We start from the raw sequence: 16,562 nt of genomic DNA, 5'->3' as shown, positions 1-16,562 counted from the left end.
AGGATTTTCGTAAGTAGGCTAGAACTAGCAATAAATTATATACGGTGTTGGCAATAGTATTTTTATTCAGTTATTATTTTATAATATTTCATATTGTGTGTAATTGAATCTCCAATTTTAACTGGATTTCCATTATAAGTAGCTTTGTCTTTTTTAGAAAGATTGTCGGTTACTTTAATAATTAAATTGTATCCTCCTTTTTTCTTATTTTTTCCAATGACCATTCCCGTTATTAGACAGCCAAAGTCAGTTCCATTTGTATAAGCTGACCAAGTTTGAGTCGGAACTTTTATAATATCTCCGATTTTCAGTTCTTTAAATTTTGTTTTAATCTTTTTCTTGGTCAATTTATGTTGTTGACGAATTTCGTCAAGTTCTGGAAAGTCAGGTTCAAACTTTCGGCTAACACACGTTTTTTCGGTTTTAAAAAGTCCTTTTTGGAATGCTTGAGAGTGTAGCTCAGATAATTTTTCAAATTCTTTCTTGCGAAGTCTGTCAACTTTTTTAGGTGACATAAAATCATATGTAGAAGCCAAAAACAGAATTGTCTCTATATTTTCACATTCTTTTGGAACTGTAATTGTTGCCCATTCATATCCAACTCCAGCAAAAATTAATTTATTATTTTCTTGGGGTAATTTAATTTTAAAATATCCATTAAAGTCAGACTTTCCAATTTCAATAGTGTCTTTGTCAAATATTGAAATGCCAATGGCAATTTCCGAAAATTGGTCAATTATTCGACCATTTATTGTCCGTTGTCCGAATGCAGAAAAAATGCAAAAGAAGAATAATATGGAATATGTTATTTTAAATCTCAATGTCGTTTTTCAATATTGTTGCCAACGTGTTTATGTATGATTTCGTTGCGTGTTTAAGTAACTAATTTAGCAAACAAAAACGTGCCAGAGAAAATTCCGAAGGAATTTTCCAAGTAGGTAATTACCTAAGCAATTAATTATACAAGTTGTTGCCATTAGTTTTTATTAAATATGAATATTAATGAAACAATTACTAAAATAGAACCACTATAGAGTAAGAGAGTATTTAATTGTAAAAAAACACCAGAATTATTTTCTTTATCTGTTCGATTTCTCTCAAATTTGTTAAGTGATATTTTACCTAGAATTAGTAAAATAATTCCAAAAATCAGAAGACCAATTTCTATCATTAGCATTTATATTTCATAATAATCTCCATCTTCCCATTTTTTAGTTCCGAGAAAATTTCCACAAAAATCAAAACGTTTTATGGGTTTAACTTTGTCTACATTTTTTCCGTGACTAAATATCCAAATTTCCTTTCCTACAATTTTTATTCTATTGAATTTCCTTGTGTCAGAAGCGTCCATTGAACTTATGAAAATCGATTTTTTCTCAAAAACCTTGTTTCCGTTTTCGTCAATAATTAGGTCAATCACAATTTCTTTTTTATGTTTTAAAGTCCAGAATAAGAACTTACGTTTCTTTTCAATGTGTTCCGTTTTAAGAGTTCCGTTTTCAATTCCACAATATTTTTTTTCAGTAAAACGTACGTTTTGAATTTCAGACGTTTTTATTCCAATATTTAGATTAAATAATAGAAAAATCATACTTAATGATATGGCGAATATTAATTTCAGTACTACAGTTTTAAATTAATGGCAACGTCTCTTGTATGGTGCGTTTGCATCCCGAAGGGTGCATATGCATTATACAAATTGTTGTGTACAGTTCTTATTCAGTTAATTCTTTTTCCAGTTCTGTGATTTTATTTTTTAATTTATTATTGAATTCTTCTGCGTCTTGTCCGTGGGTTACTCTTTTATGACAGTTTGGACAAATTGCAGCAACATTTTGGGGAGAATCACTACCACCATTACTTAATTCAATAATATGATGCACTTCTAAATATGGTTGTCCATTTCTCTTTAAAAATGGAGCATCGTCATTACAGGATTCACATTTTCCATTTGCCCTCGAAAGTGCATAAGTCTTAATTATGTGAGAACGTTTAGTATTTGAACTAGTTGAATCCGTTTTTTTCGGTTCTATAATCGAGTTTTGATATGCTTTTTCTCTAAAGTCTAAAAACTGTATCAGACTTGGGTCTGTTTTAAATTCTTTTTCAATGTATTCATAAGCTCTGTCACTAACTGTATTGAGTTTTATTGCTTTAATAGATTTACTTGGCTTGAACTCTAATTTAATAATACTACTATCTGTAGCAACAAGATATGGATTACCTGAGGGTTCTCCATTTTTAGTCTTTTGCGAGACCTTTACATCAGCTCTAAATCTAGTTCCAATAGGGTTCTCTTCTCTAAGATTTCTGGGGAATTCAACTCTGATTTCTTTATCAAAATGTTCTAATGGCCTTACTCTAGGTCGAGATGAACTCTTTCCTTTGATTGTTTCCAATAAAACACCATCAAATCTATCTCCTATAATTAATTTATTTTCCAAATTCTTATTTTTTCATATTATCAAATGTCAAAACTACTTTCGGGTTTTGAGCATCCATAAACATTTTGCTCCTTCCAAACAGGCAAATTTTTCCGATTTCATTAAACACATTATGTTCTCCGTTTCCGTTAATCAGAACTTCGTCAGTACAAATTCCGTCAATATAGTTTTCGTCAATGTAATTCCAATGATTTTCGATTTCATCCTTAAAAACAATTGTAAATGCTGGTTGAGAATATTCAATTAGATAGTTTCCGTCATCCATCTCTTTTGGATTAAAATCAGGATGAGCATTATAAATCATATCAAGAGTTTGCAAAGCAGAAGAATTAATATCAGAAACTCTTTCTGGAAATATTACTATTGTTCCAAATTCAAAAAGTGCAATTTGTAATTTTTCTCCAGTATAATATTTAGCTTTCTCCAAAATGAGATTCAAATCATTCGGTAGATTTGGTTTCCATTTCGGTTTAGGCGGAAAGTCAATAACTTCCTTTTTTTTGTTAAATAGCTTATCAAATATTCCCATTCGTTAGGGTTTGTTTTAATTGTACACAACGGTCTCGTATAACCGTCAGTTACGGGTTTATATGCGTTAATTTTCGGTTAGTCAAAGACCTTTGCAATTCCAAGTGGATTCGGACGTAGTCGAATCCGCCGTAATTGTGGTTATACATTGTTGTGGTGTCGTTTTTATTCGGTTACTTGTTTTTAATTCGTTCAATCCTTAAATGGCGGTGGTGGACAAGTCTTAAAAAGATACTTTTCAGGTATTTTTTTTATTAGTTCACTTTCATAAAACCCAAAAGCTCTTTTCCACCAATCTTTTAAACTCTTTTTCTCAGTGAACAAGTATTGAGTTTTCATTTTCGCATCGCTATTGGTTATTTCAAATGATACAATTGCTACAAAGTAATAAAATTCCTTTTTTATGTCGTATGCAAAGAGATTATATGAGTAAAATTTTTCATCTGCACTTGGCATTACTATTTCCCCGTATATAATATTTTCCGAATCTAATTGGTTTTTGTATTCTTCCAATTTTGAATATAGCCAAGTATCTTTTGGTGGATTTGCTTTTTTCAACGATTCGATTTGTCCTTGTTTAAGTGGTGTTGTAAATGATTTTCCACCATCATAAATTTTTTCAAGCGTTGCTGTGCTTAATTCCTGTGAAAATATTGGTTGAATAAATAAAATTAAAATCAAGATTGAAGACCATTTTATATTCTGTTTGTTATAATTCATTTGTTCTTTGAAATAATGGTTAAGTGGTTTTGTCAAATGCACCACAACGTTTAATATATGTGTCGTAGCAGAGCAAAATGTTACCTAACTGTCGACGTTTTCCGCGCATTGGTTGCTAACTTTTCCTTTCTGCAAGCATTGCGCCTAACCAAAAATACAAGAACCATTCGATTCATCACTTAGCTGCTATGATCACATATATATTGTTGTGCGATCGTTTTTATTTTTCCGCAATTAATTCAATCCGTTCACAATTTAACCGAAACATTTTTCCGTTTTCAAATAGGTAAATTATATCATCATTTTCATTCGGTTTACCGTGTTCCATAAATCCGTCATTTATTTCTCGCATTGATTTAGGAAAGAATGAAATTCCGCTCAAAGTATTTTCATCTTCTGGGAATTCGGAATTGTCTCCATCGGCTGATTTTTTAAAAGTGATGTTTTCATGAATAAAAGTCAGTCGTTCAAATTCGTTTTTGTGAACCCAATCTCCGCTAGATTTAACAAATTCAATTCTTACTTCACTCTCCGATTCCGTTATATTTTTAAATTCAAAGTTGTTATGCAGATCTATATGAATTCCGTTTAGTATAACGGCATAGTTTTCTTCAATTTCAAAGTTTGTTTTCATATAGTTTCTAATGACGCACAACGTTCAGTATAAGAAACGTAGGGCGGACGATAAGCGATACGTTTCGGATTGGTACTAAGCTAAATATAAATATTTTGCTTTTATCTTTTTTCTCATAAACGCCAAATTTTATAGTTGGAGACTTTGCAAATACAAACAGACCTTTTGATTAAGCCTAAAAGCCCTATGTTTTCTTATACATTGTTAGCTACAGTCCTATTTCTTCAAAACTCAATTCAAATTCATCATTATTTTTTGAACATTTAAAGAATTTCAAGTCAGGATATTTAGAGGCTTCTGCTATTTTCATTATAGTGTTTACGTCATTTTCATTTACCTCTGAACCAAATATAATTTCTTTTAAGGCTTCTTTCTTAAACTTATAATTTCCTTGTGTTTGTTTCACAACTCTAAATTCTTGTTCATATTCCCAAACTTTAGATTTTCTAAAAACGACTATATCAACTAATCTATTTTGTTCAGAAATGTAGTCATAATGGGGATAATCATTTGAGTATTGAACAGCTCCTCCTTTACTAAAGAATTCCAAATCATTTTTCACATCAAATTTTAAACTTACACCTTTATGAGAATCTGCGTAATGTGACCACATCAGTATATTTTCTTTATCGCCCATAAAGCAACCAACTCCAATATTACTAATTATTTCTATCGATATTTCATTTAAGATTTTTTGAAACTTTTCGCGAGGGACAGATCTATTAAAATGACTTTTTGCTAGGTCATCTAAACCTTCGTAAATGTATTTGAAGAAATATTCGTCAATTCTCTCTTGAGAAGAGTTTTGAAAGTTTAAGTTAATCCTACAATCAAAAGGGTCGTTAAACGATTTGGGACTCGAAAACCACATTTCATTATTAACAATAAGGTCAAAAAGGTATCGATTTATTGGTTTGAATTTATAGAGTTCAGATGGAACTCTTCCATTTTCTACCATTTGAGAAATCAGTTTATTAAATCGTCTTTCCATTCAGTTAAAAATTGTAGCTAACGTTTAATGTATGTGTCGTAGCAGAGCAAAATGTTACCTTGCTTTTCGACTTTTCTGCGCATTGGTTGCTAACTTTTACTTTCTGCAAACATTGCGCCTTACCAAAAATACAAGAACAATTCGATTGATCACTTAACTGCTATGATCACATATATAGTGTTGTAAACTGTTTTAATTAAATTCAGTTTCGATTTTATTTATACTAGCGATTTCCTTGTTTAAATATTTAATACTAATCTTTGGGGGTATAGAAATCTCAATGCAAGTCTCACTAAAAATTAAATCCTCAGTCGAAATTTTAGATTGAAACTCATTCGACATCAATAATCCTTTCAGGATCAATTTGAACATTTTTTTGTCCGAATATTCGTCTAATAACTCTTGGATATAACCTTCATCAAATTCAGTAACTCGACTAAAATGGATTTCAACGGATGGAGGTATTGATATGCCAACAATTAACCTGTTCGTTCTAAATCCGGCTTTTTCAATTAATGGTAAAACGTCAAAAATATCTTTTACATAATTAACAAATTTATCCTTCGTATTGGTTCCGATATCACCTATTTTGGATAAACCGTTTTTTAATTGAGTAATTATGTTGTCCGTTTTACTTGTGGATTTAGGAGAATCCGTTACTATTGATTTTTCAGGCATTAATTTGTCAATTTGAATAGTTTACAACGTTTAATATATGTGTCGTAGCAAGGCAAAATGTTACTTTGCTTTTCGATTTTTCTGCGCATTGATTGCTAACTTTTACTTTCTGCAAGCATTGCGCCTTTCCAAAAACACAACAACCATTCGATTCATCACTTAGCTGCTATGGTCACATATATAGTGTTCTAAGTCGTTTTTTTATTTTTCCATCCTCTTTTTTCAAAACTTCTCACATTCTGACTATCTTTTATTGAGTTCAGATATTCCGCAAGAATTTTCAATTCCAAGTCAGTTTGATCTCCTTCAAAAGCAGTCACATAAACAGCATTTCCATAATTATCTTTTGTTTTTTCAGGAGAATCGTCAATCATCAGTATCCGTTCAATCGAGAAACCTTTCTTTTTTACTTTTTTAAGCCTTTTTTCGTGAACATATTCGTCAAGTTGATAATCCCTTTTCGTTGTACAGCGAGTTCTTCCCCAAACAAATTCAAATTCAATATTTTCAGGCTTTATTTTCTCTACTATTTCCTCAACATACTTATCGTCAGCAGAAGACCAAATAGCTAATTTAAAATTAACACTCATAGATTCCAAAAACCATTCAAGATGCGGTCTTCTATAAACAAAATAATCCGCATATTGAAAGTCAATGTCAATTTCCAGTTTTCGTTCCGTTGCGTGAATTAGAGTTTCATCTAAATCAAGTACTAATAATATTTTGTTTTGAATTTCCAAATTTCGCTAATGGCTTAGAACGTTAAATATATGTGTCGTAGCAGAGCAAATTGTTACCAAACCATCCACATTATCTGCGCATTGGTTGCTAACTTTTCCTTTTTGCAAGCATTGCGCCTTACCAAAAATATAATAACCATTCGATTGATCACTTAGCTGCTATGATCACATATATCGTGTTGTGGTGCGTTTTTTAGCGCATTCCTTTTACTTTCAAATCTGCAAATACTTCTTGAGTTCCGTGAAATTCTTTTCCGTATTTTATGTCAATATCATATTCAATTCGATATACATTCAGTATTTCATCAATTTTATCTTTTTTACTTTTCGCAACATCATTTCTTTGTCTATAACTATTCAGAGTTCCAAAAGCCATTCCAAGTGGCCCAATTCCAATACCCATAATTATTATAGGAACAGTTGAAATCACTCCACTTTCTAAAACATATTTACCAAATAAATATCCACCAATAATTACTATAAGTCCAATAGTAATAAATATCCCAAAATTAGTAAAAGTCAAGATTTTTGTCCGCTTAATTTTGTCGTATTCAATATTTACAGTTTTTAGTTTGTTCTCAAATTTTTCGTTCAACTCAATTTTAGTACAAGTTTTATTAAATTCAGGTTTTCGGTCAGTTAATCCGCAAGTTGTTCCATTTTTTAAACTTGTTTTTTGATTATCACATAATTCACAATGTCTTGTTAAATCCATTCAGTATTTTATTCTGTTTTCAGTTGATTTTTTATTGTACTATATTTTCTCTAAATGCACCACAACGTTTAATATATGTGTCGTAGCAGAGCAAAAAGTTACCTTGCTTTTCGGTTTTTCTGCACAGTGATTGCTAACTTTTCTTAATTGCGAGTGCTGTGCTACTCCAAAATAACTAGATCTTCCACTTAGTCATCAAACTGCTATGATCGCATATATAGTGTTGGGTACAGTTTTTTATTTCTATTGGGATAATATTTTGAAACGGTTCTTTGTCAGCTTTAAATTCCAATCTGTCAAATACAATCGCAGATTTACCATTTTCTATTTCCGAATTCACTAAGCTTTCTAAAAATCCAATTCCATTAGCATCAACTCCATAATAATCCAAAATTATACTATCGTTTTTGTCAAAAAGTGCTTTTGTTATTAGAGCTTTTCTATTGGTAAAACTCAAAAACCCTAATTTGTCCTTTAAATTAATTCCGATCTCTTCCGCAATTCTTTTCGCTCTCAACTTGTCAATCCGCATTTTATTGATCAAGTATTTATTTACTGTCAAAGGATTTATTAATTCCATTAATGTTCCTTGTCGATAGTTTTTTGCCCAAGGAAAATCAGGTTCTTGATTTTGAAAACGTTTTATCAGTTCAATTGCTAGGTCAAAACCTAATGGCAGGTGTTTTCTGTCAAAATTTGGAATATAAATTCGAATAAGATTCCCATTCTTTAATTCAAATTCAGGTATGGAAATTCCATTTATTTCAAATTCTTCGTTATGAAAAAAGGTATTTGTCATAATTGTACCCAATGTTAAATATATGTGTCGTAGCTAGGCAAAATGTTACCTTGCTTTTCGGTTTTTCTGCACAGTGATTGCTAACTTTTCTTAATTGCGAGTGCTGCGCCACTGCAAAAATAACTAGATCTTCCACTTAGTCATCTAGCTGCTATGATCACATATATCGTGTTGTACACAGTGATTATTTCCATTTTTCAATTAATTCAGTCACTCCATTTTTGATTCCGTCATAAAAATTCCCGTTTTTAAATTCAGGAATGATGGTGTTTTCAATAACTCTTTTGCAAATTTCGTTAGTCAAAATTAGCTCGGTTCCAGTTCCAGTTGCAATTCCGATTTGTCGACAAGGATTGCACATAACAATAGTGAGTCCGTTATTTTTTTCCGCATCTCCGACTCCCCAATAATTACTTAAATCAGTTGCATATTTTTGAATATCTGAATAAGGTGAAATGCTATCAATTGTTACAACAACAATTTGTCGAGTTGTTTCGATGTTATAGTCATAAATAATTTCTGATAGTTCTTTTCTTTGTGAAAGAGTGAAAATACTGTCATAATCGTTAATTACTTGACCTTTTAATTTTGTTTCTCGGATTTTTTCGATTGTTGAGAAATCAAATTCAGTAGTTGATTTTTTAATCTCCGTTTCTTGAGAAGTTCCTTTGCAAGGAAACAAATTCAAAGTCAAGAATAGGATTAATACTTTAGTTCCAATTTTCATTTCAGGTATTGTGTACAACAATTGGATATGTGCACTAGTACACATATTTCTATTATGTTTTTCACAAATCTAGGGGATTTCTAATTGACTTAAAATTATTTACAAGGCTTTGCATGTACATTTCGGTTGTTGTATCGCTATGCACTAATAAAGTTTGAATAGACCAAATACTCATAGTTACACGAGAATGGTTTAACAAGGATGGGGTTATTTTTAGTGAAATACCAGATTTTGCAATATCCCTTCTAACAATTTTAGACCTTTTATATCTTACGTAATCTATAAAACACCTTCTGTTGGGCCATATTGACCTTCTATTGGGCCATGTTGACCCAAACTTAGACACTGAAAGTCTAATTTTGAGTGTTCAAAGTCTAATTTTGAGTGTTCAAAGTCTAATTTTGAGTGTTCAAAGTCTAATTTTGAGTGTTCAGAGTCTAATTTTGAGTGTTCAGAGTCTAATTTTGAGCCTCTTTACCTTAATTATGGGTATTCAAGGTCCAATTTTTCGTCTTTTTGGCCCAAAACTTCATTAAAAAGATCCAACAGAAGGTGTTTATAGTCCTTTTGGGCCAAGAGTTCCTCAAAACCTGTAAGATCTCCCTTTGCAATATGACTAGAGAATAGCGCCCATTCTTGTTCGGCAAGGTACTGACTATAAGTATGATTAGATGAGAGTATAAGAAAACAAACAATTACTACATATTTCATACATCAGGATTATTAGTTACATAAATGATAACACGAATGCATTAAAAATAGTATAGATTAACTAATGTAATTCCAGATATTCTTGTGCTTTGCCATTTGTTGGTAGGTGTATAACAATACCTTATTTTTTTCTGATGATAAAGAAGGATCTTCCTTAAGTATTTTTAAAGCATAATATCTCGCAGTCTTTAAAATATCATTATCTCGTACAATGTCTGCTATTTTTAGATTAAGAACTCCACTTTGTTGTGTGCCCATAATATCGCCAGGACCACGAAGTTTTAAATCCACTTCAGCAATATCAAAACCATCATTAGTACGTGTCATAGTCTCTAATCGAACCTTGCTATCCGCAGATAACTTAAAACTAGTCATAAGGATACAAAAACTTTGTTCTGCTCCTCGACCTACGCGACCTCGTAACTGATGTAATTGGGATAAACCAAAACGCTCGGCACTTTCAATTATCATAACACTGGCGTTAGGTACATTTACACCAACCTCTATAACAGTAGTGGCAACCATAATTTGAGTTTCTCCTTTTACAAATCTATCCATCTCATAGTCCTTGTCTGCAGGTTTCATTTTACCATGTACTATTGATATCTGAAACTCTGGAGTAGGAAAGGAACGAGCAATACTCTCATAACCATCCATAAGGTCTTTATAATCCATAGCTTCAGATTCTTGTATTAAAGGATATACAATATAAATCTGCCTGCCTTTTTGTATCTCGTCTGCAATGAACTTAAATACTTTTAAGCGATTACTATCATAACGATGTACAGTTTTAATAGCTTTACGACCAGGAGGTAGTTCATCTATTACCGAAATATCAAGATCTCCATACAAACTCATAGCTAACGTGCGAGGAATAGGAGTGGCGGTCATGACCAGGATATGTGGTGGATAAGTGTTTTTATGCCATAATTTTGATCGTTGTGCTACACCAAATCGGTGTTGCTCATCTATAATGGCTAGTCCCAGGTTTTTAAATTTTACTTTGTCTTCTAAAACTGCATGAGTACCAATAAGGATATGTAAAGAACCATTTTCTAATTCTTCATGAATTATCCTACGTTCTTTGGTAGTAGAGCTACCCATTAATAACTTCACATTGATATCAAGTTGATCGGTAAGTTCTTTTATACCTTGATAGTGCTGGTTGGCTAAAATAGCCGTAGGCGCCATTAAACAGGCCTGAAAATCATTGTCTATAGCCAATAACATTGTCATAAGTCCAACAATAGTTTTACCAGAACCCACATCACCTTGTAATAGCCGGTTCATTTGTGCGCTACTGCCTATATCATTACGGATTTCTTTAATTACACGTTTTTGCGCATTAGTAAGTTCGAAAGGAAGATGGTTTTTATAAAAATTATTAAAATGTGTGCCCACTTCGGTAAAAGGGAAACCTTTAATCTTTTGTTTGCGTATAAGTTTTTTGGTAATTAGTTGTAGCTGAATATAGAATAGCTCTTCAAATTTGAGACGATATTGAGCCTTTGCTAATAATTCTTGACTTTTTGGAAAGTGAACATTAAAGACAGCTTCGTTCTTAGGAAGAAGCTGTAACTCATCCAGTATTTCTTTAGAAAGCGTGTCATAAAAACGTACTTTGGTTTCTATAAACAATTGCTGCATCATCTTGGACATCATGCGATTAGTAATTCCTTTGTTTGCTAATTTCTCCGTAGATGGATAAACAGGTTGCATAGCCGTTCTAAGGTTTTGTTCATGTTCACTCATGAGTTCCATCTCTGGATGCGGTATATTAAAACCTTGATAATATTTTGGTTTTCCAGAAATAACATAGGTGGTATTCAATTTTATATGCTCTCGAATCCATTTATGTCCTCTAAACCAAACGAGCTCCATCTCACCAGTATCGTCTATAAATTTTGCGACTAGTCGTTTTCCTCTTTTTTGTTCTACCGTTTTGATATTAACAATCTTACCAATAATCTGAACCTCTGCCGAGGTCTTTTGCAACTCATTGATTTTGTAATATTGGGTTTTGTCGATATATCGATTGGGAAATAGATTTACTAAATCCTGATAGGTATGAATGCCTAACTCAGACCGCAATAGGTCTGCTCGTGATGGTCCAACACCTTTAAGGTAGTCTATGGGTGTTTGTAGGAGATTAGGATTCATGATAGCTAATATAAGCGCATCTATATTTCTTCACAAACAAAAAATGTGCAATTATATAAAAATCAAAATTTCATTAATTTTCTTAATACAAGCAAAGGCTATTGGCCAAAAAAGATTCATATTTGATTTGTCAACTTTAGTACTATTGCTAGAACACTCACTTTGTACATAGAAATAACAATAAAATAATTGCAAATTTGCCATACAATGCGGTAACATTTTATGATAGAAGATACATACGTATAACAATATATATTTCACATTTTATAATACATCAATTAAACCATTTTATGAAAAAAATCATTTGGATACTCTTTTTTGGATTAAGCTTTACCAATTTATTCTCTCAAGAATATTATTTATCAAAAGAGATAAAGAATAATTCATCTTTATTAAGTAAAGAGATTACTAAGATATCTAAAGAAATTTTGGATGATTATTCAGAAAAGAAAAGAGAAATTTATCACAAAAACAGAATTACGCTACAAATTCTTTCTCAAAAATATACAGAAGCTCTTGAATCAATTGATAGTTTAAGAATAATATCTGGAAAAGAATATCCAGAAGAATCTGCTTTGATTTCGATTGAAAATTATATGTATGCCAAAGCAAGAACGATTAAAGACAAAACTTTTGAAAAAGCGTATACTTTGGTGTTTAAAAGTGTATATGATTCTTTAACAGATAAAACAAAACTTAGAGTCCCCATACGTTTTGATAAAACTATTGCAAGTCAAAACAGAAAAATAAAGAAACTGTTGGATAGTAAAAAGGAAGAGGATAGCGTTTCTCAAAGAGATTTTTTTACATTATCTTCTTTAGAACTTTCCGCAACCGTAATTAAAGAGACCAAATCTATTGCAATAGAATTATTGAAGCAAGAAGATCAAAAGCGTTATATAACTAGAGATAGCGTTTCTATAAAAACAAAAGATGGTGCTACTATTGCCTTAAGGATCGGTCAAAAAAAAGGAGACAGTAAACCAAAACCTACCATGTTAATTTTTAGTATTTATCCATATAAGAGTGGAGTGGTAGATGACTTTTTGGTTAAAGAGGCTGCGTATTATGGATATGTTGGTGTTATAGCCAATACTCGAGGTAAAAGATTTAGTCCAGAAACTATAGAGCCTTTTGAGCATGATGCCAATGATGCGTATGAGGTAATAGATTGGATTAGTAAGCAACCGTGGAGTAATGGAGAAGTAGGTATGATGGGAGGAAGTTATTTAGGGTTTAGTCAATGGGCAGCAGCCAAAGGGTTACACCCGGCGTTAAAAACAATTGTTCCACAGGTTTCGGTGGGTATCGGTAACGACTACCCTATGGAGAATAATGTTTTTATGAGCTACATGATACGATGGATTAATTTTGTGACTGCTCATGATTTTATTGATTTAGAGAATTTTTTGGATTCGAAGAGGTGGAATAAGTTATATAGAAAATGGTACACTAGTGGGAAGTCTTTTCGGGCCCTTGATTCGTTAGACGGGTCTCCTAATAAGATTTTTCAGCGTTGGTTGGATCATCCTAGTTATGATCAATACTGGAGAAATATGACTCCTAACAAAGAAGAGTTTTCTAAAATAAATATACCCGTTCTTAGTACCACCGGGTATTTTGATAGTGATCAAGTGGGGGCATTGCATTATTATAATGAACATACTAAGCACAATAAAAACGCCAACCATTATTTAGTAATTGGCCCGTATAATCATCCTAGCGCGGCAGGAAGAACAGCTCAAAAAGTTGGGAAATATACAGTAGATAGTGTATCTAAAATGGATATGGATGTATTAGCATATCAATGGTTTGATTATATTTTTAAAGGAGCTAAAAAACCCGATATTTTAAAGGATAAAGTTAACTATCAGGTTATGGAAGCTAATATTTGGAAACATAAACCTTCTCTAAAGGCTATGAATAATGATACATTGGTATTCTATTTAAAAAATGTTCTTAAACAAAACCAATATGAGTTAACTCTTCAAAAACCAAATGAAAAAGAAATTATAACTCAAGAAATTGACTTTCTATATAGAGGAGATAGTCTGCAAAAATCAAACTCTTTCTTTCAAAAAAAACTTCAAATACATAATAAGTTATCTTTTGTATCCGAACCATTAACAGAATCTTTTGATATTAATGGTCGTTTTTTGGCCGATATATATATCGAGATCAACAAAAAAGATATGGATGTCGAAATTGAGATATTCGAAATGAAAGAAGATAGCAGCTATATTAGATTATCAAATTATTTGGGAAGAGCAAGTTATGCCAAAGATCCAAGTACACGTAATTTATTGAAAGCGGGAAAAAGAGAGTATATTCCCGTTAAGAATTCACTTTTTATGAGTAAACGTATTCAAAAAGGAAGTCGTTTGGTAGTGCTTTTAGGGATTCATAAAAGCCCAAGATGGCAAATTAATTATGGTACAGGTAAAAATGTTAGTGATGAAACTATAGCAGACGGAAAAATACCATTACGCATCAAATGGTTCTGTAATAGTGCCATTAAAATACCAATAAACAAAATTAAGGAATAGATTAATTTTTCTTACCCAACTGTTCTGTCACATAACTGTTCTAAAATCGTTATTTTGGCAGAACATTTGATTATCTTATACTATGCGTATTATTTTTTATCTATTTATTCTTTTATTTTCTTTTAAAGGCCTATCTCAGCAAAAAGATCATGTAGATTTTTTGTTGGGTAAAGTAAATATTACTGTTGATGCTAACACCAAAGAAGTTAGGGGAGAAGTAGGCTATACATTTACTATTCTAAAAACGGCGCCATCGATTTATATTGATGCCAAAAAGATGAAAGTATTAAAAGTCTTACTCGATAAGAAAGAAATAGATTTTGAATATGATAATGAAAAAATAAAAATTACTTCTGATTTTAAAATCAATACGAATCACGATATTAATATTCAATACGCGGCTATCCCTAAAAAGGCTGTATACTTTGTAAATGATTATCAAGGTAATCCACAAATTTGGACTCAAGGGCAGGGGAAATATACATCAAACTGGTTACCAAGTTTTGATGATATGAATGAGAAAATAGAATTTGACCTAACGATTAACTATGCAAGAGATGCTGAGGTAATAGCAAATGGAAAACTATTGAGTATAGAACCTGTAAATGATTCTATACAAAGTTGGAAATACGATATGCAACAACCAATGAGTAGTTACTTGCTGGCATTTGTGATTGGTAAATATGAAAAAGTGGTAGAAACATCGGCTAGTGGGATTCCGTTAGAAATGTATTATTACCCAGAAACAAAGGATAAATTTGAATCTACTTATAAGCATAGTAAGCAAATATTTGATTTTTTAGAAAAAGAAATTGGCTATGCTTTTCCTTGGCAAAATTATAAGCAAATACCGGTAAAGGACTTTTTATATGCCGGAATGGAAAATACAGGAACTACAATTTTTTCTGATGCTTTTGTAATTGATGAAACCGCTTTTATTGATAGAAACTATATCAATGTAAATGCTCACGAATTGGCACATCAATGGTTTGGAGACCTCATTACAGAAACCGAAGGAACTCATCATTGGTTGCAAGAAGGATTCGCAACGTATTATGCGCTTCTGGCAGAAAAAGAGATTTTTGGAGAAGATTATTTTTTGTTTAAACTGTATGAAAGCGCCGAACAACTTACCGAATTATCAAAAACCGACCAGGCTACATCATTATTAGATCCTAAGGCTAGTTCATTAACTTTTTATCAGCGAGGGGCATGGGCAATTCATGCGCTTAGAGAAATGATTGGAGATACTAGTTTTAAAATTACAATACATAATTTTCTAGAGAAATATAAATTTAAAAATGCTACAACTAATGATTTTATAGCTGTTGCTGAAGAAGTAAGTGGTAAAGATTTAAAAGAATTTGCAACCTTGTGGTTAGAAAATGTAGCTTTTCCATCACAACATGCATTGGATATACTTACCAAATCAGATTTTATATCTAGTTATTTAAGTTTGGCACAAGAACGTACACAACCGATGGCCGGTAAGTGGGGTACTTTGGCAAAGGCTCTCACATTTCCTGCAAATGATTATATCGGCCAAGAAGTAGTGTATCAATTAGCAGGAAAGGCGGCCCCAGAAGTAATAGCGCTTTATGATAAAGCATTCGAAAGTAATAATATTTTTATCCGCCAAACCATTGCGAATACTTTAAGTACTATACCCAAAGGTTTACAAGAGCAATACGAATCGTTATTAAATGATCCCTCGTATGCTACGATAGAGCCTGCACTATATCATTTATGGGCAAATTTTCCTGAAAAGAGAGTTGAATACCTAGATCTCACCAAAGAAATCATAGGATTTAATGATAAAAATGTGAGGATATTATGGTTGGTTTTAGCGTTAAGTACAAACGAGTATCAGATCGAAAAACATCAAGAGTTTTATGTTGAATTATCAAAATATACATCATCAAAATTTAACTTCAATACCCGAGAGAATGCTTTTACCTATTTAGAAAGTTTACAGGCTTTTTCCGACCAAAGCTTAACAGATCTTGTTGATGGTGCTACACATCATAACTGGAGATTTAGAAATTCATGCAGAAAAATTCTTGATAAACTATTAAAGCAAGAGAAATATCAAAAGAAATATGTAGCTTTAATGCATAATTTACCAAAGAATCAACAAGATTTTTTACAAAAAAAATTAACCCCATAAGG

General features: G+C 31.8%; 16 protein-coding genes. 2 read left to right on the top strand and 14 right to left on the bottom strand.

What is annotated here, in order from left to right; all coding sequences use genetic code 11:
* Positions 1-62: 62 nt before the first annotated feature.
* The 14 genes from DK508_RS13125 to recG all read right to left on the bottom strand — a co-directional run bounded on the left by DK508_RS13125 (position 63) and on the right by recG (position 11,847).
* Entirely contained in the window at positions 63-821 is a 759-nt protein-coding gene (locus DK508_RS13125) for a carboxypeptidase-like regulatory domain-containing protein (RefSeq protein WP_109301204.1), read from the bottom strand.
* Between the two features lie 356 nt (positions 822-1,177).
* The gene (locus tag DK508_RS13115; protein ID WP_109301202.1) at positions 1,178-1,591 is read right to left on the bottom strand and encodes a hypothetical protein; all 414 of its coding nucleotides are present in this window, start codon (positions 1,589-1,591) and stop codon (positions 1,178-1,180) included.
* A gap of 124 nt (positions 1,592-1,715) precedes the next feature.
* Positions 1,716-2,399, bottom strand: a complete 684-nt coding sequence (locus DK508_RS13110; protein WP_160114700.1) for an HNH endonuclease signature motif containing protein — start codon at positions 2,397-2,399, stop codon at positions 1,716-1,718.
* Between the two features lie 49 nt (positions 2,400-2,448).
* On the bottom strand, positions 2,449-2,973 hold the full coding sequence (locus tag DK508_RS13105; RefSeq protein ID WP_109301200.1) for a hypothetical protein: 525 nt from the start codon (positions 2,971-2,973) through the stop codon (positions 2,449-2,451).
* Positions 2,974-3,164: 191 nt separating this feature from the next.
* Positions 3,165-3,728, bottom strand: a complete 564-nt coding sequence (locus DK508_RS13100; protein WP_160114699.1) for a hypothetical protein — start codon at positions 3,726-3,728, stop codon at positions 3,165-3,167.
* Positions 3,729-3,912: 184 nt separating this feature from the next.
* Positions 3,913-4,326: a hypothetical protein gene (locus DK508_RS13095; protein WP_109301198.1), complete on the bottom strand. Its 414-nt coding sequence runs from the start codon at positions 4,324-4,326 to the stop codon at positions 3,913-3,915.
* A 208-nt stretch (positions 4,327-4,534) separates the two neighbouring features.
* Positions 4,535-5,317 carry a DUF2971 domain-containing protein gene (locus DK508_RS13090; RefSeq protein WP_109301197.1) on the bottom strand — a complete coding sequence of 261 codons (783 nt, stop codon included), beginning with the start codon at positions 5,315-5,317 and terminating at the stop codon, positions 4,535-4,537.
* Positions 5,318-5,509: 192 nt separating this feature from the next.
* Entirely contained in the window at positions 5,510-5,995 is a 486-nt protein-coding gene (locus tag DK508_RS13085) for a hypothetical protein (protein WP_109301196.1), read from the bottom strand.
* A gap of 188 nt (positions 5,996-6,183) precedes the next feature.
* Positions 6,184-6,735, bottom strand: coding sequence for an NIF family HAD-type phosphatase (locus DK508_RS13080; RefSeq protein ID WP_200831871.1), 552 nt, complete (start codon positions 6,733-6,735; stop codon positions 6,184-6,186).
* Positions 6,736-6,928: 193 nt separating this feature from the next.
* The gene (locus tag DK508_RS13075) at positions 6,929-7,450 is read right to left on the bottom strand and encodes a hypothetical protein (protein ID WP_109301195.1); all 522 of its coding nucleotides are present in this window, start codon (positions 7,448-7,450) and stop codon (positions 6,929-6,931) included.
* A 175-nt stretch (positions 7,451-7,625) separates the two neighbouring features.
* Positions 7,626-8,249: a hypothetical protein gene (locus tag DK508_RS13070; RefSeq protein WP_109301194.1), complete on the bottom strand. Its 624-nt coding sequence runs from the start codon at positions 8,247-8,249 to the stop codon at positions 7,626-7,628.
* Between the two features lie 184 nt (positions 8,250-8,433).
* The gene (locus tag DK508_RS13065) at positions 8,434-9,021 is read right to left on the bottom strand and encodes a YgcG family protein (RefSeq protein ID WP_235016406.1); all 588 of its coding nucleotides are present in this window, start codon (positions 9,019-9,021) and stop codon (positions 8,434-8,436) included.
* Between the two features lie 438 nt (positions 9,022-9,459).
* Complete coding sequence (locus DK508_RS13055; RefSeq protein ID WP_109301193.1) at positions 9,460-9,687, bottom strand: hypothetical protein; 228 nt, start codon at positions 9,685-9,687, stop codon at positions 9,460-9,462.
* Positions 9,688-9,744: 57 nt separating this feature from the next.
* Complete coding sequence (recG, locus tag DK508_RS13050; protein WP_109301192.1) at positions 9,745-11,847, bottom strand: ATP-dependent DNA helicase RecG; 2,103 nt, start codon at positions 11,845-11,847, stop codon at positions 9,745-9,747.
* A 290-nt stretch (positions 11,848-12,137) separates the two neighbouring features.
* Between recG and DK508_RS13045 the strand changes: the two genes are divergently transcribed.
* Positions 12,138-14,393: a CocE/NonD family hydrolase gene (locus DK508_RS13045; protein WP_109301191.1), complete on the top strand. Its 2,256-nt coding sequence runs from the start codon at positions 12,138-12,140 to the stop codon at positions 14,391-14,393.
* 82 nt (positions 14,394-14,475) lie between these two features.
* Positions 14,476-16,560 carry a M1 family metallopeptidase gene (locus DK508_RS13040; RefSeq protein ID WP_109301190.1) on the top strand — a complete coding sequence of 695 codons (2,085 nt, stop codon included), beginning with the start codon at positions 14,476-14,478 and terminating at the stop codon, positions 16,558-16,560.
* Positions 16,561-16,562 lie beyond the last annotated feature (2 nt).

Origin of the sequence: Aquimarina sp. AU474 (assembly GCF_900312815.1) — a bacterium.
GTDB lineage: Bacteria > Bacteroidota > Bacteroidia > Flavobacteriales > Flavobacteriaceae > Aquimarina.
The sequence above is the reverse complement of the archived record's forward strand: the minus strand, read 5'-3'. Positions and strand labels throughout refer to the sequence as shown.

Coding starts and splice junctions, on each gene's coding strand:
- DK508_RS13065 (WP_235016406.1), bottom strand. CDS start 9,021: ATGTGTACTAGTGCACATATCCAATTGTTGTACACAATACCTGAAATG.
- DK508_RS13040 (WP_109301190.1), top strand. CDS start 14,476: ATGCGTATTATTTTTTATCTATTTATTCTTTTATTTTCTTTTAAAGGC.
- DK508_RS13045 (WP_109301191.1), top strand. CDS start 12,138: ATGAAAAAAATCATTTGGATACTCTTTTTTGGATTAAGCTTTACCAAT.
- DK508_RS13070 (WP_109301194.1), bottom strand. CDS start 8,249: ATGACAAATACCTTTTTTCATAACGAAGAATTTGAAATAAATGGAATT.
- DK508_RS13105 (WP_109301200.1), bottom strand. CDS start 2,973: ATGGGAATATTTGATAAGCTATTTAACAAAAAAAAGGAAGTTATTGAC.
- DK508_RS13055 (WP_109301193.1), bottom strand. CDS start 9,687: ATGAAATATGTAGTAATTGTTTGTTTTCTTATACTCTCATCTAATCAT.
- DK508_RS13075 (WP_109301195.1), bottom strand. CDS start 7,450: ATGGATTTAACAAGACATTGTGAATTATGTGATAATCAAAAAACAAGT.
- recG (WP_109301192.1), bottom strand. CDS start 11,847: ATGAATCCTAATCTCCTACAAACACCCATAGACTACCTTAAAGGTGTT.
- DK508_RS13090 (WP_109301197.1), bottom strand. CDS start 5,317: ATGGAAAGACGATTTAATAAACTGATTTCTCAAATGGTAGAAAATGGA.
- DK508_RS13085 (WP_109301196.1), bottom strand. CDS start 5,995: ATGCCTGAAAAATCAATAGTAACGGATTCTCCTAAATCCACAAGTAAA.
- DK508_RS13115 (WP_109301202.1), bottom strand. CDS start 1,591: ATGATTTTTCTATTATTTAATCTAAATATTGGAATAAAAACGTCTGAA.
- DK508_RS13095 (WP_109301198.1), bottom strand. CDS start 4,326: ATGAAAACAAACTTTGAAATTGAAGAAAACTATGCCGTTATACTAAAC.